The organism is Rhodophyticola sp. CCM32, from assembly GCF_004751985.1.
In the GTDB taxonomy this organism is placed as follows: domain Bacteria; phylum Pseudomonadota; class Alphaproteobacteria; order Rhodobacterales; family Rhodobacteraceae; genus Rhodophyticola.
In genome coordinates, this window is record NZ_CP038492.1 from 1405371 (window position 1) to 1427840 (window position 22470).

22 protein-coding genes and 2 pseudogenes are annotated in these 22470 nt (G+C 54.8%); 15 read left to right on the plus strand and 9 right to left on the minus strand.

Going from position 1 to position 22470, the window contains the following annotated elements; translation table 11 throughout:
- The first annotated feature begins 80 nt into the window (after positions 1-80).
- From E2K80_RS06905 to E2K80_RS06920, 4 genes are all read left to right on the plus strand, one after another.
- A complete protein-coding gene (locus E2K80_RS06905) occupies positions 81-1109 on the plus strand; it encodes a TRAP transporter substrate-binding protein (protein ID WP_238475677.1) in 1029 nt (342 codons plus the stop codon).
- Positions 1110-1181: 72 nt separating this feature from the next.
- The gene (locus E2K80_RS06910) at positions 1182-1718 is read left to right on the plus strand and encodes a TRAP transporter small permease subunit (RefSeq protein WP_135373990.1); all 537 of its coding nucleotides are present in this window, start codon (positions 1182-1184) and stop codon (positions 1716-1718) included.
- Positions 1718-3082 carry a TRAP transporter large permease gene (locus tag E2K80_RS06915; protein WP_135373992.1) on the plus strand — a complete coding sequence of 455 codons (1365 nt, stop codon included), beginning with the start codon at positions 1718-1720 and terminating at the stop codon, positions 3080-3082. The genes E2K80_RS06910 and E2K80_RS06915 overlap by 1 nt, the downstream gene beginning before the upstream one ends.
- Positions 3079-3858: an SDR family NAD(P)-dependent oxidoreductase gene (locus E2K80_RS06920; RefSeq protein ID WP_135373994.1), complete on the plus strand. Its 780-nt coding sequence runs from the start codon at positions 3079-3081 to the stop codon at positions 3856-3858. Before E2K80_RS06915 ends, E2K80_RS06920 begins: the two co-directional genes overlap by 4 nt.
- A 61-nt stretch (positions 3859-3919) precedes the next feature.
- On the opposite strand, the pseudogene E2K80_RS06925 reads toward E2K80_RS06920, so the two are convergent.
- The 4 genes and pseudogenes from E2K80_RS06925 to E2K80_RS06935 form a co-directional block, all read right to left on the minus strand.
- Positions 3920-4720 (minus strand): annotated as a pseudogene (locus E2K80_RS06925) (aldehyde dehydrogenase family protein); the annotation flags it as partial.
- Positions 4721-4729: 9 nt separating this feature from the next.
- A pseudogene (locus tag E2K80_RS19490) lies at positions 4730-4933 on the minus strand (putative glycolipid-binding domain-containing protein); the annotation flags it as partial.
- Positions 4934-5159: 226 nt separating this feature from the next.
- Positions 5160-6362 (minus strand): multidrug effflux MFS transporter, encoded by a 1203-nt coding sequence (locus tag E2K80_RS06930; protein WP_135373998.1) that lies wholly within the window; start codon positions 6360-6362, stop codon positions 5160-5162.
- A 764-nt stretch (positions 6363-7126) separates the two neighbouring features.
- On the minus strand, positions 7127-7861 hold the full coding sequence (locus E2K80_RS06935) for a helix-turn-helix transcriptional regulator (protein ID WP_135374000.1): 735 nt from the start codon (positions 7859-7861) through the stop codon (positions 7127-7129).
- Between the two features lie 338 nt (positions 7862-8199).
- Between E2K80_RS06935 and E2K80_RS06940 the strand changes: the two genes are divergently transcribed.
- The 6 genes from E2K80_RS06940 to E2K80_RS06965 all read left to right on the plus strand — a co-directional run bounded on the left by E2K80_RS06940 (position 8200) and on the right by E2K80_RS06965 (position 12201).
- Positions 8200-8805, plus strand: coding sequence for an acyl-homoserine-lactone synthase (locus tag E2K80_RS06940; protein WP_135374002.1), 606 nt, complete (start codon positions 8200-8202; stop codon positions 8803-8805).
- A gap of 202 nt (positions 8806-9007) precedes the next feature.
- Entirely contained in the window at positions 9008-9715 is a 708-nt protein-coding gene (locus E2K80_RS06945) for an aspartate/glutamate racemase family protein (RefSeq protein WP_274379279.1), read from the plus strand.
- Positions 9697-10344, plus strand: coding sequence for a hypothetical protein (locus E2K80_RS19935; protein ID WP_135374006.1), 648 nt, complete (start codon positions 9697-9699; stop codon positions 10342-10344). The genes E2K80_RS06945 and E2K80_RS19935 overlap by 19 nt, the downstream gene beginning before the upstream one ends.
- Positions 10341-10691, plus strand: coding sequence for a hypothetical protein (locus E2K80_RS19940; protein WP_168193124.1), 351 nt, complete (start codon positions 10341-10343; stop codon positions 10689-10691). The genes E2K80_RS19935 and E2K80_RS19940 overlap by 4 nt, the downstream gene beginning before the upstream one ends.
- Positions 10692-11303, plus strand: a complete 612-nt coding sequence (locus E2K80_RS06960) for a hypothetical protein (protein WP_135374010.1) — start codon at positions 10692-10694, stop codon at positions 11301-11303. It abuts the gene before it with no gap.
- The gene (locus E2K80_RS06965) at positions 11296-12201 is read left to right on the plus strand and encodes a DMT family transporter (RefSeq protein ID WP_135374012.1); all 906 of its coding nucleotides are present in this window, start codon (positions 11296-11298) and stop codon (positions 12199-12201) included. Before E2K80_RS06960 ends, E2K80_RS06965 begins: the two co-directional genes overlap by 8 nt.
- A 217-nt stretch (positions 12202-12418) precedes the next feature.
- On the opposite strand, the gene E2K80_RS06970 is transcribed toward E2K80_RS06965, so the two are convergent.
- Positions 12419-12988, minus strand: a complete 570-nt coding sequence (locus tag E2K80_RS06970; RefSeq protein WP_135374014.1) for a recombinase family protein — start codon at positions 12986-12988, stop codon at positions 12419-12421.
- Entirely contained in the window at positions 12985-13395 is a 411-nt protein-coding gene (locus E2K80_RS06975) for a VOC family protein (RefSeq protein WP_135374016.1), read from the minus strand. The genes E2K80_RS06970 and E2K80_RS06975 overlap by 4 nt, the downstream gene beginning before the upstream one ends.
- A 138-nt stretch (positions 13396-13533) precedes the next feature.
- On the opposite strand from E2K80_RS06975, the gene E2K80_RS06980 reads away from it, so the two are divergent.
- Positions 13534-16488 carry a Tn3 family transposase gene (locus E2K80_RS06980; RefSeq protein ID WP_135374018.1) on the plus strand — a complete coding sequence of 985 codons (2955 nt, stop codon included), beginning with the start codon at positions 13534-13536 and terminating at the stop codon, positions 16486-16488.
- 276 nt (positions 16489-16764) lie between these two features.
- Here the strand turns inward: E2K80_RS06980 and E2K80_RS06985 are convergent, their stop codons facing one another.
- Positions 16765-18522 carry a DUF262 domain-containing protein gene (locus E2K80_RS06985; RefSeq protein ID WP_135374020.1) on the minus strand — a complete coding sequence of 586 codons (1758 nt, stop codon included), beginning with the start codon at positions 18520-18522 and terminating at the stop codon, positions 16765-16767.
- Between the two features lie 147 nt (positions 18523-18669).
- Here E2K80_RS06985 and E2K80_RS06990 point away from each other — a divergent pair, with 147 nt between their 5' ends.
- Both E2K80_RS06990 and E2K80_RS06995 read left to right on the plus strand, forming a co-directional pair.
- Positions 18670-19329: a hypothetical protein gene (locus E2K80_RS06990; RefSeq protein ID WP_135374022.1), complete on the plus strand. Its 660-nt coding sequence runs from the start codon at positions 18670-18672 to the stop codon at positions 19327-19329.
- A complete protein-coding gene (locus E2K80_RS06995) occupies positions 19307-19867 on the plus strand; it encodes a hypothetical protein (RefSeq protein WP_135374024.1) in 561 nt (186 codons plus the stop codon). Before E2K80_RS06990 ends, E2K80_RS06995 begins: the two co-directional genes overlap by 23 nt.
- A 286-nt stretch (positions 19868-20153) precedes the next feature.
- Here E2K80_RS06995 and E2K80_RS07000 read toward each other — a convergent pair whose 3' ends face one another.
- Positions 20154-20675, minus strand: coding sequence for a hypothetical protein (locus E2K80_RS07000; protein ID WP_135376509.1), 522 nt, complete (start codon positions 20673-20675; stop codon positions 20154-20156).
- 103 nt (positions 20676-20778) lie between these two features.
- On the opposite strand from E2K80_RS07000, the gene E2K80_RS20035 reads away from it, so the two are divergent.
- Together E2K80_RS20035 and E2K80_RS07010 are read left to right on the plus strand one after the other, a co-directional pair.
- Positions 20779-20991: a competence protein CoiA family protein gene (locus E2K80_RS20035; protein WP_135374026.1), complete on the plus strand. Its 213-nt coding sequence runs from the start codon at positions 20779-20781 to the stop codon at positions 20989-20991.
- A gap of 66 nt (positions 20992-21057) precedes the next feature.
- Positions 21058-21471: a hypothetical protein gene (locus tag E2K80_RS07010; RefSeq protein ID WP_135374028.1), complete on the plus strand. Its 414-nt coding sequence runs from the start codon at positions 21058-21060 to the stop codon at positions 21469-21471.
- Between the two features lie 255 nt (positions 21472-21726).
- On the opposite strand, the gene E2K80_RS07015 is transcribed toward E2K80_RS07010, so the two are convergent.
- The gene (locus E2K80_RS07015) at positions 21727-22353 is read right to left on the minus strand and encodes a LysE family translocator (protein ID WP_135374030.1); all 627 of its coding nucleotides are present in this window, start codon (positions 22351-22353) and stop codon (positions 21727-21729) included.
- Between the last annotated feature and the right edge of the window lie 117 nt (positions 22354-22470).

Below are 22470 nucleotides of genomic sequence, written 5' to 3' on the forward strand. Positions count from 1 at the left end.
GGAGAACCAGAAGATATTCGACGCAAAGATCACAGCTTTCACAGCTGAGATCAGACATTATCCAGGGAGGTAAACTGATAATGACGATGAAACCAATAGCCGCTGCGGCGGTGTTCTGTCTGGCCGCAGGTGCGGTCGACGCCAGAGATGTCGAGATGCAATCCATCTATCCCGGAAGCCTGCCGCTTCTGGGCGATAGCGGGCAATCCATGGGCGAACGGGTTTCCGTTCTGACCGGCGGCTCGCTCAACATCGTTTTCCGCAACCCCGGCGAGATTGTCGCCGGTAACGAAATCTGGGATGCGATTTCCACCGGGGCGATTGAAGCCGCCTGGTATTCCCCCGGTTTCGCCGAAAGCGTCGTGCCCTCGGCATCGCTTTTCACCGCCTTCCCGTTTGGCCCGGATGTGCGTGAATACACCGCCTGGTGGTATCAGGGTGGTGGCGGCGATCTGTGGAACGAGATCACGGCGCCTTTCAATGTACATTCCGAACTTTGCGCGATTCTGGCACCCGAAGCGTCAGGCTGGTTCCGTGAAGAGATCAACAGTGTCGAAGACCTGGACGGTCTGCGCATGCGGGTCTTTGGCCTTGGCGCCTCGGTGTTCAGTGAACTGGGGGTGCAGGCCCAATCCCTGCCACCGGCCGATACGATGACCGCCCTCAATCTTGGCACGATCGACGCCGCCGAGTTGAGCTTTCCGGCCATCGACAACGCGCTTGGCATGTATGAGCATGCGGATCATTACTACTTCCCCGGCTGGCATCAGCAGACATCTCTGATTGTCTTCATGATGAACACCAACAGCTGGGAGGCGCTGAGCGATCAGGAACGCGCATCGGTTCAGGAAGTCTGCGCGGCCAATGTGGCCCTGACCATGGCCCAGGGGGAGGCGATCCAGCTTGATCCGCTGTCCACCATGGTTGATGAACATGGTGTGACCGTTCATCGCTGGTCTGATGAGATGATGGCCGCGTTCGAGGGGGCATGGGAAACGGTTGTGGCGCAGAAAGTCGCGGAAAACGCCGAATTCGCCCGTGTCTGGAACCATATTCAGGCTTTCCGGGATGGGTATACCACCTGGTCCGAGCTTGGCTATGTTGACTGACGATATCTAACCGGTTGGTCCCGGCGCCAGATAGCGGCGCCGGGACGTCCTCTTTCAAGATCGGAATTGCCGATGCAAACGCTGCTGCGTTTCGCCCATATCCTTGCGCTGCCCTGCCATGTCTTTGCACGGCTTTGCGGGATTATGCTGTTACTCCTGACGGTTGTCATCATGTATGACGTGATTGGCCGACGGTTCTTCAACACCGGGTCGTTCACCGTGTCTGACCTCGAATGGCATCTGCACGGGGCGATTGCGATCCTCGCCTTTGGCTATGCCTATATCCGCGACGCCCATGTGCGGATCGACATTTTCGCGCAGAAGATGAGCCGCCGGGTCAAGCTGGAACTGGAATTCTGGGCGATCCTGTTCTTTCTGGTGCCTTTCATGCTGCTTTTGTTGTGGTTCGGCTGGGATTTCGCCTGGCGCGCCTTTGTCCGGGGCGAAGGGCCGCCGGGCGGTATGGGCCTGCCCAATCGCTGGATCATCAAATCGGCGATCCCTCTGGCGGCGGTGCTGACCATGATGGGGGGGCTTTCGGTTGCATTGCGTATTCGCGTGGCGGTGGCGCGGCCTGATCTGGTCGACAGCCCGTTCGAGTATAGCTGATGGAATTTCTGATCGAGTTTCTTCCGGGCTTCATGTTTCTTGCGCTGATTGCCGGGTTGTTTTCCACCCTCCCCGTGGGTGTCGTGCTGATGGGGGTGACACTGATCTTCGGGATACTGGCGCTGATGCTGGGCGAGATGCGCTTTGCACAGCTGACCCTTATGCCCAACCGCATTTTTGGCGGTATCATCGAAAACCCGGTTCTGGTGGCCGCGCCGATGTTCATCTTCATGGGCCTGATCATGGAGCGGACACGGGTGGCCGAGGATCTGCTGATCTCGCTGCAGAAAGTGCTGCGCGTGGTGCCCGGTGGGCTGGCCCTGGCCGTGACCCTGATGGGTACGATATTGGCGGCGGCAACGGGGATCATCGGGGCCTCGGTCGTGATGCTGACGGTGCTGGCCCTGCCCACCATGCTCAATCGCGGCTACAGCCCGGCCCTTGCGGCGGGCACCGTGGCCAGTGCCGGAACCCTGGGTATCCTGATCCCGCCCTCTGTCATGCTGGTTTTCATGGGCGATCTGCTGACGCTGAACCTGGCCAAACTGTTTGTAGCGGCCTTCATGCCGGGGATGGTGCTGGCGGGGATTTACGTTGTCTATATCGTGCTGCGCGCGGCGTTTGATCCGGCCAGCGCGCCCAAGGCACCACCGGTGCCGCCGGAGGAACGCAAAGGGCTGGCGCGGGAGTTCATCGTGTCGCTGGCCTTGCCGTTTCTGATTATCGTTGCGGTGCTGGGGTCGATCCTGGGCGGGTTTGCCACCCCGACCGAGGCGGCGGGCGTGGGGGCTTTTGCGGCGTTGTTTCTGGGCTTTCTGCGCGGGCGGCTTGACTGGACAACCCTTTCGGGCGCGATGGATGGCTCTGTGCGCACCATTGCGATGCTGTTCTTCATCTTCGTGGGCGCCACCGCTTTCGCCTATGTGTTTCGCCATGTGGGCGGGGAACATTTCATCATCGACACCGCGCGAAGTCTTGCTCTGGGGGATTGGGGCCTGCTGGCGATGATGATGATCATGATCTTTATCATGGGGTTCTTCTTTGACTGGATCGAGATCACCCTGATCGTGTTGCCGGTTTTTGCGCCGATTGTGCAGTTGATGGATCTGGGGGACCATGTGGCGCAGGGCGATCTGATCTACTGGTTCGCGGTGCTGGTGGCGGTGAACCTGCAAACCTCTTTCCTGACACCGCCTTTCGGATTTGCGCTTTTCTATCTCAAGGGGGCTGCGGGCGGCGCTGTCAGCATGGCGCAGGTCTATCGCGGGATCATCCCGTTTGTCCTGTTGCAGGTCGCAATTCTGGGCCTGCTGATCTGGCAGCCCTGGATCGTGCTTTCCCTTCCTGAGGCGGTGTTGAGATGACCCGCAGATTTGACAATAAGCGCGTGCTGGTCGCCGGTGGCGGGTCGATCGGGCCGGGGGTTGGCAATGGCAAGGCGGCCTCGATCCTGTTTGCACGCGAAGGGGCCCATGTGCTGGTGGTGGACCGGGATGAGGATGCCGCCGCCGAAACCGTGGCCCTGATCACGGGCGAGGGTGGCAGCGCAGAGGCGTTTGCCGGGGATATGACCGACCCTGCCGGTGCCCGGGCTGCGGTTGATCAGATCGCCGAAGGCGGCGGGCTTGATGTTCTGCATTACAATATCGGCACCAGCCTGCGGGGTGGGGTGGTCGAAACCACGCCCGAGGATTGGGCCCGCGTTTTCGAGATCAACCTTGGCGCGGCCTATCACCTGTCCCGCGCCTGTCTGCCTGTGATGGAGGCGGCGGGGAAGGGCGCGCTTGTCTTCATTTCCTCGCTCGCCGGGCTGCGTGCGGGCCCCTATTCCTATATTTCCTATGAAGCCTCGAAAGCGGCTTTGCAGCGCATGTCGCAAAGCATCGCGCGGGAATACGCACCGAAGGGCATTCGCGCCAATGCGATTCTGCCGGGGCTGATCGAAACGCCCCATGTGCAGGCATTTGTCGCCCCGGATGCCGACCCGGAAGACCTGGCCCGGACCCGGGCCGCCATGGTTCCCATGGGCCGTCAGGGCACCCCCTGGGATGTGGCCCATGCGGCGCTGTTTCTGGCCTCCGATGACGCGGCTTTCATCACCGGCGTCCTTCTGCCCGTGGATGGTGGCTCATCCCTTTGACGCGCGCAGGCACAGGTGCTGATGCGGCGAGGGGGGAGGCATATCGGGGCCGGAGGATCAGTCAGATGTCGAATTTCACGCCCTGGGCCAGGGGCAGATCGGCGGAATAATTGATCGTGTTGGTCTGGCGCCGCATATAGGCGCGCCATGCGTCAGAGCCGCTTTCGCGCCCGCCGCCGGTTTCCTTTTCGCCCCCGAAGGCGCCGCCGATCTCGGCCCCTGACGGGCCGATATTCACATTGGCGATGCCGCAATCAGACCCGGTGGCCGACAGGAAGGTTTCCGCCTCGCGCATATCCATGGTGAAAATGCAGGAGGACAGGCCCTGGGGCACGGCGTTATGCAGCGCCACGGCCTCATCGAAATTGTCATAGCCCATGACATAGAGGATCGGCGCGAAGGTTTCGGTACACACGATCTCGGTCTGGTCCGGCATCTCGACAATCGCCGGGGCGGCATAGGCCCCGCCGGGTGTGCCATCGGTGACCGGCGCCCCGCCATGGATTTTGCCACCCTCGGTCCGGGCCGTTTCAAGGGCGCTCTGCATTGCCTCAAGCGCGCCCTGATCAACCAGCGGGCCGACCAGCGTGCCCTCGTCGCGCGGGTCCCCGACGGGCAGGCTGGCATAGGCTTTGGCCAGCTTGGCCACCAGATCATCCTTGATGGAAGTATGCACGATCAGACGGCGCAGCGAGGTACAGCGCTGCCCGGCGGTGCCAACGGCGGAAAAGACCGTGGCGCGCACCGCCATATCCATATCGGCCGAGGGGGCCACGATCATCGCGTTATTGCCCCCCAGTTCAAGGATCGGACGCCCGAACCGCGCCGCAACCTTGGGCCCGACGATGGAGCCCATGCGGGTATCCGCGCCAACCCATCGCTCGACGGTGGCGGCGCGACACTCCCATTCGTCATTGCAAGTCACGGAGTAGACTATCCGAACAGAAGAACTTTCAGCTGCGTAGATAGCCATGCCCGAGATCACGTGAGAAGGCCCGCTCTGATTAATCGAACAGGCTTCATGGCCTGCGACATCAATCCGTCGCCACATAATACTTCGCGTCATTGCATCCATCCATCGCCAGCGCGTTGCGTCTCATATATCAGACATTCATGTGGCCTGCAGCATCTGTCAAAAAAGGGCTCTCTCGTTGAATTCGCTGCACTTTGTGCGAACGGCTGCTTAGCCAAGAAATTGCTTAAAGGGGGATTTAGCACTCAGCCGCACTCGACCCCATCCTGGCCAATGACGACTGAACGGGACAAGGGGTGAATTCGCTGCGACCGCACGAACGACCGCTTTATGCATTCGCACGTTGCGCGGCCCTTTGCCTGAGCCACGATGCCCAGATGGCGAAACCGAGGCCCAAGCCGGATGCTGCCAGCATCAATATAAGCAGCGTTTGCGCGCCATTGGTTTCGGTCACGGCTGCGCCTGTCGCCGCAGTCAAAATGGCACCTCCGGCAACGATCAAAGCGCCACTTAGCCCTGCGGCACTGCCCGCAAGTTCCGGTCGCACGGACATCGCGCCAGCATTGCTGCCGGGCATTGTGATCCCATTTCCGAGGCCCACGAATATCGTGCTCGCAAAGAAGATTTCTGGCGATGTGATGCTCAAAGCCAAGACGAGCAGACCTCCAACAAGCCCGATACAGGCTATGAGCCGGCCCGCAATCATCATGGTTGTCGGCTCAAATCCTCTGCCAAAACGCCCGGCAATGAAGCCGCCCAACATGAACCCGACCGTTATTGTTCCTATGTAGAATCCAAGCTCCGCCGTCGAAATTTCAAATACGGTTTGAGCCACAAGCGGAGCGCCCGTCAGGAAGATGTAGAACGCACCAACAGAGAAAGTGCCGCAGAGTGCGTAAGCCCAGAACAGCGGTTCGCGCAAAAGAGATGTCGCGCCAAGCACTGGCGTGCCGAGATCACTGTCCCGATCCCGCTTGGTTTCGCCCAAATCCAGCCAACACAAAATAAGTAGGCCAAATCCTGAAGCGGCATAGAATGCGAAGATGGATCGCCATCCCAGAAATGTGTCCAGCACACCTCCTAACATCGGACCAACCATCGGGGCAATTGCCATGGTCATTCCAATGTAACCGATCAAACTAACAGCCTCTCGTTCTGATCTCGTGTCCCGGACGATGGCAAGAGACAGGGCGTATCCGCCGATTATCCCGCCCTGAAGCATCCGAGAAAACAAAAAAACCTCAACGCTTTGAGCAAGAGCGCAGCCCACCGACGCAAATGCAAAGACCAGCAACGCTCCCAAAAGGACTGGCCGTCTGCCAATCCGATCTGACAGCGGGCCAATGATCAGTTGGATGATAGCAGTTATTGCAAGATACCCAGAGACCGCCCAACTCACCGTTCCATAGTCTGTTTCGAAATCGACGGCGATATTCGCTAGAGAAGGCAAGAACATATTGAGAGACATAGGCGAGAACCCTGTCAGGAGGATCAGTGTGATCAAATGCGGCGGTTTTTTGGGGCGATACATGTTGAAGTTCTCAGCTCTAGAAACAAAAAAGCCCCCGAAGATTTCGGAGGCGCATGGAAACGGATATGGAAAACCCTTATCGGACCATGCACCTCTTGCTGACTACGACGACGAATTTATCGGACATGGTTTTTCTCCTTTGACACCGAGCCTAGTCAGACTGTTCTTCTATGGCAATCTAAAAAGCCGCCATTCATGCGTCGCGCAGCATCTGTGCCTTTGGGCTCTTCAGTAGCTTTCGCCGCATAATTCCCCAACGGCCGCTTATGATACGATACTGCCCTCTCCCGGATTCGACCCCAGGAAGGAGACGCAGCGTTAAAAAAGCGGCCATTCGCGCAATCGCAGCATTGCGGAGGTATGGGGCTCCCCTTCATCTTTCGCGGCGCGTTGCCCGAACGCTGGCTGCCGAAGCGCGAATGTCGGCGCATCGAACAAACACAGATAAGTATCAGAGGTATAGCCCGCAATGCCAACGGCGGGTTTTAAACTGCCCTCACCCTCTATCACGCTGCACCGGCATCGGGCGGCAGTGAGCCCAGAATGCCGAATGCTGCATCCGTTTCGAGTGACCGGTTTTTATTCCCAGAAGATTGCCGTGTGAATCCCAATAACACCGCCGTCCAGTCCTATTGGGATTAGGCGCTTTGAACAAAAGTATTCAAAACCAGCAAGATGTCTCCTCGGAAAACCAATTTTTGTTCTCGTAGGAGCGTGAAGACAGCATGGGGACAGTTGTCCACCAACTCTGCATTTAGACTTAATCACTTTCGGATCGTGTGCAGAATTAACCTCCGCTGAATCGCGATTGCAACAGCTTGCGTCTTTGACGCTGCTCCGAGTTTCGCGGATGCGTTCTGGATATAGAAGTTTACGGTGCGTTCGCTGAGGCCGAGGATTTTGGCAGTTTCCCAGCAACTTTTACCTTCGCTCGACCAGATCAACACATCTTTTTCCCTTGGCGATAAGACGACATCTGCGTTTTTTGTCTCGGTTGTTCTGGTGATGGACGAGTGAACTAGAAAACCGAAATAGATGAGATCAGACAGCAGGTGCTTCTTGATCAATCGCCATTCTCCGGCTGACTCCTGTGAACTGACCGAGAAGAGTGCTTGTCCCCCGTCAGGGGCACGTATCGGTATCGAAAGGCCCTTTGCGCTGACACCGAACTCAGCGGCCTCGCCAAAGAACTTTCTTGCGTGCTTGTCACTGCTGGGAACGCTGCTCCAGTCGAAAGGCAATAAGCCGCGAAAACTGTTGGAGACGACGGGATCACTGGCCTCATATCCCATAGCCACATAACGTTCTTCCCAAGCCTTGGAGTATGTTGTTATGAGCTCTACCGGCGGCGCAGCTAAGTTGTGGGCGTTGAGTTGCATGTAGGCAAGATCAGACAGCCCAAACTGCCGACCGAACTTTCGAAGGTAGTTCGGCTTGTCATCTGATCTCTCGAAATGGGCGACGTCTTCAACAAACGCCTCTGAAATATTTAACTTCATGAATGTTAGTCTCACAGAACACAGTCATAAAATGTCGGATAACGGTACAACCTAAAAGAAACCAAGAGAGGGATAGCCAACTAATCTAAAACTGTCCTTCACTTTCGTTACCTTATATTTGCGTCAGATTTATGAGATCAAGTCACACGGCCAATGTCAGCCAGAACGCGCCGACAAGCCTTAGAAACGCGCGATCTCCCCTCGTTGCAAAGATCGCAGGCCGAACCGCAGCGAAGACACCGTAAGAAAGCACAATACGTCACTTTCGCAGTAGTGCCAGGATCTCGGCAAAGACTATTTTCGCTTTCACACCGAAGTCATAAGGGAGGGTGCCGGCGATGATAGTGACCGCTCATGCCAATGAATTTGAGAAGAATCTTGATCTGTTTGACCAGATGTACCAGCTCCGTGCGCGCCAGTTCAAAGACCGCCGAGACTGGCGCGTCGATGTGATCGCCGGCCGAGAACGTGACAAGTTCGACGAGATGAATCCACTTTATGTTTGTGTGGTCGATCCAAGCCGCAAGCTCTTAGCTTCGCTTCGCCTTCTACCAACAATCGGACCTCATATGCTGTCGGAAGTATTCCCGGAAGTGATGGGGGACTCGGGCATCGTTAGAAACCCGCTAGTCATCGAAAGCTCACGCTTCTGCGTGGACACTGCTGCCTGCAAACAGTCGGGACCGGGAGGTGTTAATTTGGTGACACGAGAACTGCTTGGCGGGCTCTTTCAGACCGCCAGGGACGCAGGCATGACCCATGTCATCTCTGTTTATGATGTGTTCATGGAGCGTATCCTGCGGCGGTCCGGTTGTCCCTTCGAAAGGCTCGGGCCTGTTGTCGAATATGATGGGCTGAAAACGGTTGCAGGCATGTGCGAAGCGTCCGCCGAAATCATCAACGCGATATCTTGGAGGCCAGCTTCGCGAGCCGTTGCTGCCTGACACTCTGCAGCAGGCTCTGTGGTGAGCTTCGCGAGCTAGAGCAGAAATCGTTTAATCTGAATCAAAATTCGCTGCCTCCGGGTCAGCAAGCTACTGATACCGAAAGTGAATTTTGATGAGCGATGGTGCAGAATAAAACGATTTCGCTATAGAAGGGAGAATTTCTTTGAATACGCAACGCACTATTCGGCAAGCAGACGTCGTGGGAACAGTTGCAAATGAACAAGCGCCTCTAATTGGCCTGATTGGGGGTATGGGCTCACTCGCAACTATTGAGGCTTACACGAGGTTGATGCAGGCGCTGCCGGAAAAAGACCGGCACGTCATCGTCGAAAACCTGCCGATGGAGAATGTTTTTGACCATCTGTCGGCAACAACCATCTTCAGTATTCGCGGGTCAATACAGCGGCTTAGCACTGCAGGCGTAAAGGTTGTCGGAATCCCTTGCAACACAGTGCACTGCTATTCCTCCGAGATTGAGCAAGAGTGTTCAAAGCAAGGCATTCGCTTTCTAAGTATTATCGAGCAAACAACTAGGGCGGTTGTTCGTCGACGCAGCCAAAAGGCGGCTATTTTAGCGACCCCTACTGGCGCGGAACTATACAAGACTGCCATTGAGGATGCCGGTGTGGGCGTAAGCTTGCCCTCCAAAGACGAACAGTCACAGATAAACGATGTGGTTCGGGCAATTTTGGAAGACCCAAGCCCAACGTCGCTCGCAATCGCAAGAACGACCCTGGAACGGATCGCGACATCACAACGCGAAAACGGTGCGGATACCGTAATCCTGGGCTGCACTGAGCTCCCATTGGCCTTTCGGCATGACCAGCCAATGAGCTTCATTTCTACAATTGATGCCTTGGTCCAGGGCTTTGTCACGGAGATAGAAAATTGGAAAGTCTACGCGTAGGTCTGCTCTATGGTGGTTGGTCATATGAGGCCTACTTATGTGCTCACCCTTCAATTGAACGAACTCTGAATGCACTTGGCCACGACGTGATCAGCATTCAAACAGCGGATGCCAATCTGGCAAGCCGTCTGATCGATGCGAAGCTCGATGTCGCTTTTCTGGCAAGCCACGGTTTCTTTCATGAAGACGGACGACTTCAGGGTCTCTGCGAGTGGGTTGGGTTGCCATATACTGGGCCGAACCACTTCTCGTCCTCAGTTTGCATGAACAAAGTTCTATTCAGGCCGATTGCTGATCGGTACTCTGATTGTCCGCTACCGTATCTGGTAGCTAGGAATGACGTGACCAAGCTAAGTTATCAAGACGCAAGAGCTTGTTTGGGTGCCAACGAAATGATCCTGAAGCCGGCTCTTTCTGGCGCGTCAGTTGGTATCAAAGCCATTAGGCATGAGGGTGATTTTGGCCCGTCTCTTGAAAAAACCGTAAGCCTGTATGGCGAGACGATCGTTGAACCCTTGCTCTCGGGATTTCGTGAACTTTCAGTAACGGTCCACGACTTCTCCGGCCGCGTCGAAGTTCTCGACGTGTGCGAACTTTTAACCGGGGGGAGTTGTTCGATTTCGATATGAAGAACGGCTACAATCCGATCCGCAAAGAGCTTGCTGCGGATCTGTCGGATCAACTGACAGACAAGCTCAAAGCGATGGCAGCCTCCATCTACGAAGATATCGGCCTGGAAAGCATCGTTCGTATTGACGCGCTTCTGGACCAGGACGAGAATATTCATGTGCTTGAAGCCAACACCCTTCCCGGGCTTATGCCTCAATCTGTTGCCCCAGCGGCTGCCCAACGACATGGTATGGGGTACGATGCTCTTATTCAGAACATCCTGGAGGCAGGACTCCGCAAGAAACGATTTGGTGTCGCGAAACAAACCGAAAATCAGCCGAGACTATCTGAGAGCGTTGCACTCTGAATGGAACAATCAACCGGCGTCCCCTATTATTCGCAGTGGCAGAATCCAGATTTGACCGAATCAATCATAGCCGGGGCTGATCCGTGTGACGATCCACTCTGGCCGCAGAGCGGTTTTGAGAATGCTGCCGATTATCGATATTGGTCTGTGCGGCTCTGTGGGATTGCCTGCCTGCGATCAATTCTTGGTTCACGAAATGCCAGTGTTCCAACCCAATATGAACTGTTGGTAGATGCACTTGCATGGGGCGTTTACAAGAAAAGGGAAGACGGGACCGTCCTTGGCATGATCTACCAGCCGTTCTGTGAATGGGTTAGAGCTAGATTTGGGCTCCAAGCGCTTTTCTTCGAGCACCAGCCGTTAACTGACGCTCTGGAAATCCGTGACACAAACCACTTCCTGATTATGTCGGTTAGCCCGGACATCCGTGAACCTCAGTTGTCCAACCCTCCCAAGGGGGGTCATTTGGTTCTGGTTACGTCGCATGGCAAGGAAGAACTAAGGTTTCACAACCCATCAGGTATCCCACCTGAACACTCAGACGTTCGACTCAGGCAAAACACTTTCGAAAAGTTCTACGCAGGCAGAGGTATCCTTATCAAAGATGACTAGCACCTCTACGGTTTCCCTCTCTCTCTTGCTGGTTGTTCTTTGGGCAGCAAATTGGCCTGCAACTCAGCTTGCACTGGAAGACATGCCACCGATTACGTTCCGTTTGATTACCCTGCTTGGAGGAGCGCTCGCACTGTATGGGCTATGTGCAAGGTCAGGCGAACGCCTATCAGTGCCGCGAAATCAGTGGGTGAAACTTACGCTACTGGCGCTACTGAACGTCGGTATCTTCAACGTCCTATCTGCGTATGCAATCGCGTTGCTTGAAGGCGGGAGAGCCGCAATCATCGCTTTTACAATGCCTGTCTGGGTTACGATTATCGAAGCCTTGCTGGGCACACGCATCACTGGCGGCCGTGTTTTATCAATCTTCACGGGCGTGATCGGCCTGTCGATCGTCGCATACTCGGTCGCCACTGATGCAAGCTACGAACCTGTCTCAGCGATCTTGATGAGCTTTGCCGCATTTTGTTGGGCAGTGGGTTCCGTGTGGCTTTCAAGATCTCCGTTGGAAGTTGGAGCAAAGCCCACGGCCATGTGGATGATGATCATCAGTGCGCTTGCCGTGGCTTTTCTGTTTCCCTTGCAAGTTGAGCCGGTGCTGAGTTTTCCCGTAACGCTGGCAGGTTGGTCAGGTCTGCTTTTTGCTACAGTGATCGGCATGGCTTTTTGTCAGTCACTTTGGTTTTCGTTGCTAGACCAGCTTGGGTCCATACGTGCTGCATACATTCTTCTCGCAATACCTCCGGTGGGTGTGTTCCTGAGTTGGTTCATCGCAAACGCGCAGGTCACGGTCATCGATGCTATTGGGTTATCTTTTCTTTTAATTGCCGCCCTTATCAGCGCGATGTTCCGAGACCCAGAGCCACACACGGCAATTGATGCCAAAGCCACCTGAGATTCAGGCATCTCAGCGCGCACTGTAATAAAAAGCTGTCATTGGCGCAGCCGCAGCGAACTTTCACTTTGTCCGCATCCCGTGAATCTGCCGCTTCAAAATTTCTGCGCTATCCACGAATGGCCGAAGTCTCCGCTGCACCGCGCACAGGCCTTCATTGGCCCCATCGGAAGGTTTGTGCTTAGGATCCCGTTAAGGCGGAACAATGTGGGAACTTTTATGTTTCCGCTGTTTCCTTGATCAATCTGTAAGCCGTTGATCTTGCTATGCCCAATTGTTTTGAGGCTTGTCCGGCGGTCATTCCAGCCTGCACTAGGTTTTGCAGAGCCAAGACTGTTTCTGGATTGAGGGGAGGCCTCCCCGGTTTTTTACCCTTCATTCTGGCGGCCTGGATGCCATCTTTGGTGCGCTCTGAGATGAGACGGCGTTCGAAGTGGGCAATGGCCCCGAAAACGTGGAAGATCAGCTCACCGGCTGCAGATGTGGTGTCGATCCGCTCTTCGAGGCTGATAAGCCCGATGTCCTGATCCTTTAGGTTTTCGACGGTTTCCAGCAGTTCCTTGAGTGAACGCCCGAGCCTGTCTAGCCGGATGATGGCCAGGCTATCGCCGGGGCGGGCGTGATCGATCAAAGCGGATAGGCCAGGGCGGTCAAATTGTTTACCAGACACAACATCTTCGAACACGCGGATGGCTCCGGCCTCTTTGAGGCGGGTGATTTGCCCGCTAAGGTCTTGATCAGTGGTCGAGACCCTTGCGTAGCCAAGAATATCACCTTGGCGTTTCATATTGGCTGAGCCTTTGGTTCAATCAGGTCCCAAAGATTGCCAAATTTGTCGTTAAAGACAGCGACTGTCCCGTAGGGTTCTTGGCGTGGCTCTTCTTCAAAAATGACACCATTACTTTTGTAGTGCGCGTAATCGCGAGCAAAGTTATCGGTTTCCAGAAATAAGAAAACACGGCCTCCGGTCTGGTTGCCAATAGCGGCGCTCTGAACAGGAGTTGCGGCTTTCGCAAGCAGCAGATTGCTCCCTTTGCCTGGTGACACTATGACCCAACGTTTGTGATCTGAGAGTGGTGTGTCCTCGATCAGAGAAAACCCCATGACATCGACATACCAAGCAAGCGCCTCATCATAGTCAGGCACCACGAGCGCAATGGTGGCCAATGTTCTTTGGTGCGACGGCTTGTTCATGTCTTTTAATTGTTCGTTTTAGAGGCAGGTTTCTGTCCTGCGTAAAAGTGGGCTTCATGCCTTGGAAACCTGTCTCATTATTCGTCCTTATATTAAGCATTGTCTCAAAATGATCAATCACATTTTGAGGACACACAAATGGTACGACGATCCCTGCTGACCGCAAGAACCCGACAAGAATTGTTCGGCATTCCGGAAGACCCAAAGCAACTGACGCGTTTTTACACTCTGAGCCGGAACGATCATGGTTTGATCCGAACCCGGCGTCGGGATGAAAATCGCCTTGGGCTTGCGATACACATCGCGCTGTTGCGGCATCCGGGTCAGGGATGGCTTGATGGCTCGATCCTCCCGGAGTCATTCATCATGTGGCTGGCTGAACAGTTGGCCATGCCGGACATCGATCTGGTTGAATATACTCGCCGTCGCAAAACCAAGTCAGAGCACCACCAGATTGCCATGGGCCATCTTGGTTTACGCCCCTTTCAAGCAGCGCATTTGGAAACTGCCACGCTGCTTGCGCGCGAAGCCGCTTTTGCAACAGACCATGGTCAAGATATCATGACCGCCCTGTGCACGGGATTGCGCAAGCAGCGTTTGGTTTTACCGAGCACAGACACGTTGGAGCGCGTTGCCTTGAAAGGCAGGGCTGCGGCACGACGGCAGGCGGCAGCCGGTATTTTTGATGTCCTGAGTGCGGATCACCGGACTTCATTGCAAAATCTGTTGATCAATGACCATGAGGTTGGTCAGTCCCGTTTGACTTGGCTTCGCGGCTATCTTCACTCCACGAACCCGGCCAGCATGCATGCTCTGCTGGCCCGCATTCGATATCTCAGGGAGTTGAACCTGCCCCCTGATCTGGGCCAAGACATCCACCCGGTGCGTCTGGGCAAGTTCGCGCGGGAAGGCGCAGTTGCCCCTCTTAGCCTGCTGAATGATTTTGGCGAACGTCGCCGCATCGCGACTGTCGCGGCACAGTTGCTCGACCTTCAGGTCATGTTGACAGATGCGGCCATTTCAATGTTTGAGCGCCTTACCGGTCAGTTGTTCACGCGCTCAAAAAACAAACAGGATCAGGTTTGGGCCATGGGAAAGGCGCGCGTTGGTCGCCTGATGCACTTGTTTGGCAACACGATAGATACCATGGCGTTGGCCCATGAAGCTGGCACTGATCCATTTGAGGCTCTGGATGGAGAAATCGGCTGGCAGCGTCTGTTACAACACCGTGATGAAATCGCTGCCTTTGGCGAACTAGCCACAGGTGACCCATTGGAATTGGCAACCGAACGCTACGCCTACATGCGCAAGTTTGCTCCGGCCTTTCTCGATACATTTACGTTCAGTGCGCCGGCAGCCGGGCGCGATTTGCAGGAGGCTGTCAATTTGCTGAGAGATCACAACAAATCCGGCAAACGCAAACTACCTGCTGATGCGCCGATGCCGTTCCCAGCCAAACATTGGCCAAAGTTGATTGTTGAAGGCGGGCAACCCAAGCGCCGAGTCTATGAAACTGCTGTGGTGGCCACTTTGCGTGATCGGTTGCGTGCTGGCGATGTTTGGGTGGAAGGTAGCCAGGATTATCGGCGCTTTGATAGTTACCTGATCTCTCGCGAAACGGCGGAGGCAGAACTGAGAAAACAAGGGCTGGAAACAGACGCCGATGCATGGCTTCAGGGTCGCCGCCATGTTCTGAACCATCGGCTTTCTGAGATTGAGCACAAACTGAAGCGCGGCCAGCTCGACGGCTTGCGTTTGGAAAAGGGGCGGCTGCGGATCACCCCGCATGAAGCCGACACGCCGCCGGAGGCCATCCGTTTGGAACGTGCGATGGATGCCATCATGCCGCGCATCCGGATCACCGACCTGCTTTGGGAGGTCAATACACATACAGGATTCTTGGACGCCTTCACCGACTTGCGATCAGGCCGCAATCACGAAGACCCTGCCGTGTTACTTGCCACCATTTTGGCCGGGGCGAGCAATCTTGGTCTGGAACGGATGGCCTATGCATCCAAGCATGTCAGCCATTCCCAACTGACCTGGGGAAGTATGTGGTATTTGCGGCCAGAAACCTACGCCGACGCTCTGGCCAGGATTGTAGATGCCCACCATGATCTACCGTTCGCAGGGCATTGGGGTGAGGTTGGCAACACGTCCTCAGACGGGCAGTTCTTTGCCGCCAATCGCGGGAGCGGCCTGATCAATGCCAAGTACGGTCCTGACCCCGGGCTGAAAATCTATTCTTTCTTGTCTGGCCGCTACGGGTCGTTCCATTCTTCTGTGATTGGTGCGACGGCGGGTGAAGCGCCCTTTGTTTTGGACGGGCTGGTCGGCAACCCCATGCTGCTCAACCCACTCATACACTACACCGATACCGGGGGCGTCTCAGATCACGTCTTCGCACTGTTCCACTTGCTCGGCATGAAATTTGCACCCCGTCTGCGCGACTTCCCAGATCGAAAACTGGCCTGCTTTGGATCGCCACGCCAATGGCCGTTCTTGGCACCGTTGATGGGCAGTCCTATCAAAGATGATGTCATCGCTCAGCATTGGGATGATGCCATCCGGCTGGCGGGCAGCGCCAAAACCAAGGCGATCAAACCATCGGCCACATTGAGAAAACTTGGCGGATACCGACAGCAAAACCGGCTCTACCTGGCACTCGGCGAGATCGGCCGCATTGAGCGTACACTGTTCATGCTGGATTGGCTGGAGAATGCTGAACTGCGCAAAGAGTGCCAGGCAGGCCTTAACAAAGGCGAGGCACGGCATACGCTGGCAAAGGCCGTGTTCGCCCATTCCCAGGGCCGTATTTATGATCGTTCAGATGCTGCGCAACAGAAACGCGCCATGGCCCTCAATATGGTTATCGCGGCCATCATGTTCTGGAATACGCTCTACATGGACAAGGCATCCGCACACCTGGCACGTCAAGGGCAAATCCCCAATCCAAAACTGCTCTGCCACACATCACCGCTTGGCTGGGAACACATTATCCTGACCGGCGATTTCGACTGGCATTCTGGGGCCGCTGAGCGCAAAATAGCACGACCGTTACACCTCAATGCCACGAGAAAGTGGGTGGGATGACGCGATACAGTTAAAGTTCCCACATTGTTCCGTCTTAACGGGATCCTACGCACAAACCTTCCGATGAGGCCCGCACGACCGAATGATTGAGGCCCCCGTCAGCAGGCGGGGCTTTTGCGTTATGGTGTGATCCAGGTGGCAGCAGCTTCAGGGTGACCTATCGGTGGGCAACCTGAAGGCTCCCCGCCAACAGGCCTGGCGCTTCGCGCGGATGGGCATTTCATGCCTGAGTGTGTGGCGACCCTATAAACAAGGCAGACATAGAATGTGCCTGCTCTATTTGCTCGCTGTAGAGCCAAGTTCAGAAGATAGGCTTTCAAAAAGCCGTTCGTATCTTGCTTTCGAAAAATCCATGAACCCTTCAAGATCGTCGGGAACGTCACCTAGGGAATGCAGGTCGCAGTAGTTAGCCCTGGTTTTTTTGTTATCGAAGTTCTCCTTTAGCCATGCTTTGGGGAGAGTGGCATTTTTCTCTTTGTTGAGCTGGCCTTCCAAAAGTTGGAGGTTTGCCACTGTGTTTGCCCAATCCTGCATTTCCTCCTGGTCGTCATCAGAAAAGCCAGCCTTTGTCAGCTTGCTTGATGTGAAGCGCGAGATTGGGAACACATGATCTACGTGGAACTGGTTATTTAGATCGACGTGAGGGAAGAGCATCGAAAGCAGCAGGAAAGTTCGCTTGTCCCCATAATTCATGTCGAGCAGTTCATACAGCTCATCATCGCTGAACGAAAGTTGTTTGCCTCGTTTGGACATGACGCTTGCAAGAGCATCGGATGGAAATGTGTTATCGGGCGCTTTCTTTAGCACGTCGCGCAAAGCGGTCAGCAAGGTGTCCAGACCGCTGCCCCAGATGCCAGATGGTTTCAGCAGTGAGCGGAACAACCAATCTCGTATGGCAGTGCGGTCTTTCTTATGCTTACCTTTGATCTCAAAATTCTCTGGGCTTTCGATTTTGTATAGGTAGTAAGCAATCGGAAGCAGAGAACTTTCAGCCCGGAGGTTGGCACCAGACAGCCCAAAGCTTGATGCTAGCTGAACAGTTCGAGTCAGGGCAGATCGGATTGCTGGCCAGTTGTCCTGCAAAAGGGCCATATTTTTCTTGGAAAAATTATCAACTTTGAAACCGACACTGGCGATGTCAGACAGCATCAGGCCTGCCTTAAGAACAAAATCATGGCTGAAATTGAAGCCAGCGCCTATGTCATTGAGCGTATCCACGAGTGAGTGAATCTCTTCTCTTGCGTCTAACTCTGTCCACTGGGCAACGGCGATGGAAAGGAGCAAGTCGGAGTAGCTCAGAATCGTTCCACCAGAGTTGAGGCGGATGAAAATATTGAGAACACGGTTCAGTTCTTGAGAGGCTTCCTCGTAGTAAGCCACATTGGGGTTTGACCGAATTACCTCAAAGAGCCGATTTAGCGTGGTTCGGGCTGTTTTCCTCTGTTCTTTATCAAAATCGTATTCTTCTTCGACGAGATCGGGGATAGCAGCCAGGCTGGCGAAATCTAAAATCTTGCCTACCTGAAACCAGCACTTTTCCTGATCGCTTTCGGCGGCTTGAGATTCCAAAAATTTGAATTCGTAGAAGACCCCATTTTCAGTCTCGCTGCCATCATGCAGCAGGTTGATATACAAATACCTTACCGGGTAAGCCTCTGGATTTTTCTTGTGTTTCCCCTTGAGCTTCAACCGCATCGACCCGCGCAGGCCAATATTTAGCGCTGTGAGACGTTGTTGTCCGTCAAGTACAGCGGTGACGCCGAGGCCCTTTGGAACCTCTACCTTTGGACTGTGTACCCCTTTGAATTCGTGGTAATTTCGAACGAAGTCATAGAACTGAAATTCGGTGGCTGTGTCTGGACGAACTTTCCAGAACAGGAAAGCACCAAAAGGGTAGCCCTGCATCAAGCTATCGAAGAGCCGTTCGATTTGTTCAGGGCGCCAGACGAACTCGCGTTGAATGGCGGGAAGAACATAGTTGTTCTGCGCAATTTCATTGACTGCTTTTTCAATCGTCCCACCGGGGTGATACATGCCTAATACCTTTGACCTGTGATTTGCCTGTTTTAGCAACTCTACAAAGCACACGGCAGAACGTCACCTTGAAACCATCCCATCAAAAGTGACCAATTCAGGCAACTTCAACTTCTTTCTTTGCTGCACTGTCGTTAGGTTCACGGCATGGAAAAAGCCGACATCAATGCTCGCCGTGATCTCAAGAAACTAAGCGAATTTCTGACATCGATCTCGGCCCGAATCCTTCAAGTTTCGAACCGTAAAGCCAGCGTGGCGATGGGCGCGGCGACCAACGCGGCAGTCGGATCGGCCTTTGTGGCATCCGTTACCGGCGTAGTCGGATCGCTCGGATCGGCGGGCACGGGCGCGGCCATCGCCGGGCTTTCAGGCGCGGCCAAAACTTCGGCGACCTTTGCTTGGATTGGCGGCCTTGTGGGCGGCGGAGTGGCAGCAGGAACTCTCGTTCTAGGAGCGGGGGCACTGGGCGCAGGCATCTATGGGTCTATTAAAGTCCGTCGTGCGATCCTTGGGTATTCGCGCCGCCACGAGGAAATAACCGAAGCGGAGTTGCGAATTCTGGAGGCGTGCAGCATTCTGACAACGGCAATTCGCGACACTCTGGCAGCAGGCGCTGAAATCGGCGGTCGTGAAGTCGTCCTCATGTCCCGTATAGGGATCAAACCGCTCTTGATGGAAGTCGATGCCGCTCTGCAAGCGGGATTGTTTCGCGATATAAACATCTACAACCGCGCACGTCTGAGGGGACATGTGAACAACTTGCGGTCTTATCTTAGGAGGCTCGATGCCCATGCAGACCCGTCGTAGTGCCGCCGTCGCTATCGCTGTCACGTTGCAACAACTTGCCGACGGAAAAATTTCGGGCTGGACTGTTGATCAGGAGTTAGTGCTCGCTGCCCTAAGACGATCAGCGTCCGATCTAAGCGATGCGTCCAACAAGGAACTCGGTGCCTACTTGAGCGACCTCGATCCAGACCAGTTGCGCGGGGTCGCGTCGAACGTGAAGGGTATCTTCCATGAGATGCTGGTGGCACGGGCCGAAAATCTCGATGGCGATGAAGTGACAGCGGGGCTTTTCGAACAGGCCAATCATCCAGGCGCGGACATCGAGTTCTTTGTTGATGGAGACGTGATTGGCGAGGTGCAGCTAAAAGCCGTGCAAAGCCCGGCAGCAATAGTAGAGCATTTTGCTCGCTACCCGGACATCGACGTCATGGTCACATCAGAGGTCTATGCAGCAACCGCCGAGGCGTTCGCAGGGCAGCTTGCAGACTCTGGGGTGAGTAACGCCGACATTAGAGCGCTTACACGAAACACGCTGGAGGATTTGGCGGGGAGAGCCTAAGCGGGTTCATTGAGAACGGCGTGGTGAAATCGGCTCTCGTAGGCGGTGCGCTTCACGCACGTGCGGCACTGCGGGGCGAACCGCTCGACGCGCAGCAGGTCCGATCAGCGCTTGAACTTGTGGGTGTGGGTGTAGGAACGGCGATCACAATGGATGTGCTTCTGAACCTAGCTTAGCGGATGGCTTCTGTAAGGCACCCTAATCAACCCTTTGCTACAGCCAGGGTGGCACAAAGAACCGTTTGCGTCGGTGCGGTAGGTCCTTAGATTTATTTCCTTGGTTGGGGTTATGGCATGTTTGCCCATGATAACCGTAGATTTTTGCCCTCTCTTTTTGGTAGGTTGGCCCGCTTCACAAGACGTCCCGAAACTTCAAAATTGTCGTCTATCTTCACTATCAGCAATTTGCTGAAGTGCCTGTCGAGACGCACACTGGTCTTTTCTTTGCTGTTAGTCGGTGAGATCGTTTTGATCTCAACAAAGTCATTTCCCAATCTGCCATCTGAACCTTGTGCATGGTTCTTATGAAGCTTGATTCCATACATAATCGCACCAAAAAGCTCACCAATGTCGCCATAGACGTTGAGGTGCTGTCCTGTGTCGCAGAAATAGGCCTCTGCAAGCGTCAGCAGGTCCTGAAAATATGGAACCAATGTCGGATCGGCGTTTGGATATTTGAGGCGGAGTTCAGCCTCTCGCTCTAGTTCTGCCAGTCGGCTGTAATTGGTCTCCTCTGGGTCAATGATACTATCCCACGCAAGCCATTCACCATCGATCCAAAATGCGTTGTCCGGGCCTAGTACATCCATTGTCACCTCAATCTCCTCTTTTGAAGCAGTACCCAAAGATGTTGGAAACATTATGACTTTCCTTACCCTTGGAAAAATCCAGTAGAACAACCACTTAAACTTAATGCGTTTTGCACTTTTGAATGATCAACGAGTCGAGGCGACGCCTGGTGCCAAAGGCGTCTGTCCAGGCTGCAATGCTGAAATGCTAGCTCGATGTGGCACCAAGAAGGTCTGGCATTGGGCGCATAGAGGCCGCCGTCATTGTGATCACTGGTGGGAAAACGAAACCGAATGGCACCGTGACTGGAAGAACCGGTTTGTAACCGACTGGTAAGAGGTACCAGCTCGTGATGAAACGGGCGAGCTTCATATAGCGGATATCAAAACACCCTATGGGCTTGTGATCGAGTTCCAGCACTCTGCTATCAAGCCGGACGAAGTGGAAAAGCGCACTACTTTCTACGGCCAAGTGATTTGGATTATCGATGGAACCCGCCGCCCGACTGATCTGATCCAATATGAACGGATGCTTTCAGAAAACTACCCGGAACGGTTCGACGGCGTAGACATCTACACCGTTTATTGCCAGGAAACCCGGCTTCTCAAAGAATGGGGATCATTGGGCAAGATTGTCGGATTTGACTTTGGCGGTGATAATTTGTGCTTGCTTACAGCCGCACAAGGCAGAAGCCGCTATCTCTTCGATTTTCCAAAAGTGGAGTTCGCCAAGTTGATCAGTGAGGGCAAGCCGCTGCCAGTGGTCCAATTCGCTAAACCCGTTCGCCGTGGTTATCGGCGGCGCAGAAGCTTCTAGCAAACGAAAGGCCAAAAACGGTCGATACTGGTGAAAAACTCGACCATGCGCCAGCGCAGCCCACTTTGCGAGTATTCTGTCCTGCTGGTTCGTCGGACAGGGCCCTATCAGGGACAAAAAGGCTTGATAGTAGAACGTTTGTTCACTTTCTGAGGCCAAGCTTAAGATCAACGGAGTTTTTCACCAGTATCGGTGAGTTTTGGCACAACCTGTGTCCTTGGGGGCTTCCAGATCGACGTGCCGCTGGTCCGCACCCTATCGTTCGGCGGTGACGCTCGCCATCTTAATGCCCGCGAAGATGAGGGCCGCTCCGGCCGTTCTGTTGATCAGACCGACGATCCAGGCGCGCAGGCCGCCATTGGCAAGCTTGTCCCCCAGCTTTGCGTAGGCCGAGTAAATCACAAACTGCATTGCAGCCCCCGTCAGCCCCATGATGATCATCTGCGGCGCAATCGGCGCGGTGGTGTCGAGGAACTGCGGCAGGATCGCTGCAAAAAAGAGAAGCACCTTGGGATTGGCGAACTCCACGACAAAGCCTTGCGAGAAGAGAGCCTGCCGGGACCTCGTTTTACCCGTCCGCCCGACCGCGAACCCACCCGACCGGCTGAGCAAGGCGGTAAGGCCGAGATAGATAAGGTAGCCGACGCCAACCCACTTGATGATTTGGAAGACAAGGTTGGACGCGAGGATGAGAGCGGCCAGCCCCGTCGCCGACATAACGAAGTAGATCGCCGTTGCGACCATCATCCCGAACATTTGGAAAACGGTCCTGCGCCAGCCGTTCGTCGCGCCTTGCGACGCCACGAGGATCGCGGACGGACCGGGCGACGCGATGACGACGGCCTGTGTCGCCGCGAAGATCAAGAATGCCTGAAGTTCCATCACATTGTCCCCTTGCTGGGTGAGAACAACAAAGGAGCCCCCCATCCCGGAAGTCAACGGATCAAAACAGTTCCGCCAAGTATGGGGTCGAGTGCGGCTGAGTGCTAAATCCCCCTT

Excerpts from the sequence above, each read along its gene's own strand:
- E2K80_RS06985 (WP_135374020.1), bottom strand. The coding sequence starts at position 18,522 with ATGTATCACCCCGGTGGGACGATTGAAAAAGCAGTCAATGAAATTGCG.
- E2K80_RS06965 (WP_135374012.1), top strand. The coding sequence starts at position 11,296 with ATGACTAGCACCTCTACGGTTTCCCTCTCTCTCTTGCTGGTTGTTCTT.
- E2K80_RS06915 (WP_135373992.1), top strand. The coding sequence starts at position 1,718 with ATGGAATTTCTGATCGAGTTTCTTCCGGGCTTCATGTTTCTTGCGCTG.
- E2K80_RS06905 (WP_238475677.1), top strand. The coding sequence starts at position 81 with ATGACGATGAAACCAATAGCCGCTGCGGCGGTGTTCTGTCTGGCCGCA.
- E2K80_RS06980 (WP_135374018.1), top strand. The coding sequence starts at position 13,534 with ATGGTACGACGATCCCTGCTGACCGCAAGAACCCGACAAGAATTGTTC.
- E2K80_RS07015 (WP_135374030.1), bottom strand. The coding sequence starts at position 22,353 with ATGGAACTTCAGGCATTCTTGATCTTCGCGGCGACACAGGCCGTCGTC.
- E2K80_RS07000 (WP_135376509.1), bottom strand. The coding sequence starts at position 20,675 with ATGGATGTACTAGGCCCGGACAACGCATTTTGGATCGATGGTGAATGG.
- E2K80_RS06990 (WP_135374022.1), top strand. The coding sequence starts at position 18,670 with ATGGAAAAAGCCGACATCAATGCTCGCCGTGATCTCAAGAAACTAAGC.
- E2K80_RS06995 (WP_135374024.1), top strand. The coding sequence starts at position 19,307 with ATGCCCATGCAGACCCGTCGTAGTGCCGCCGTCGCTATCGCTGTCACG.
- E2K80_RS06940 (WP_135374002.1), top strand. The coding sequence starts at position 8,200 with ATGATAGTGACCGCTCATGCCAATGAATTTGAGAAGAATCTTGATCTG.
- E2K80_RS06970 (WP_135374014.1), bottom strand. The coding sequence starts at position 12,988 with ATGAAACGCCAAGGTGATATTCTTGGCTACGCAAGGGTCTCGACCACT.
- E2K80_RS06920 (WP_135373994.1), top strand. The coding sequence starts at position 3,079 with ATGACCCGCAGATTTGACAATAAGCGCGTGCTGGTCGCCGGTGGCGGG.
- E2K80_RS20035 (WP_135374026.1), top strand. The coding sequence starts at position 20,779 with ATGCGTTTTGCACTTTTGAATGATCAACGAGTCGAGGCGACGCCTGGT.
- E2K80_RS06935 (WP_135374000.1), bottom strand. The coding sequence starts at position 7,861 with ATGAAGTTAAATATTTCAGAGGCGTTTGTTGAAGACGTCGCCCATTTC.
- E2K80_RS06930 (WP_135373998.1), bottom strand. The coding sequence starts at position 6,362 with ATGTATCGCCCCAAAAAACCGCCGCATTTGATCACACTGATCCTCCTG.
- E2K80_RS06975 (WP_135374016.1), bottom strand. The coding sequence starts at position 13,395 with ATGAACAAGCCGTCGCACCAAAGAACATTGGCCACCATTGCGCTCGTG.
- E2K80_RS06960 (WP_135374010.1), top strand. The coding sequence starts at position 10,692 with ATGGAACAATCAACCGGCGTCCCCTATTATTCGCAGTGGCAGAATCCA.
- E2K80_RS19940 (WP_168193124.1), top strand. The coding sequence starts at position 10,341 with ATGAAGAACGGCTACAATCCGATCCGCAAAGAGCTTGCTGCGGATCTG.
- E2K80_RS06910 (WP_135373990.1), top strand. The coding sequence starts at position 1,182 with ATGCAAACGCTGCTGCGTTTCGCCCATATCCTTGCGCTGCCCTGCCAT.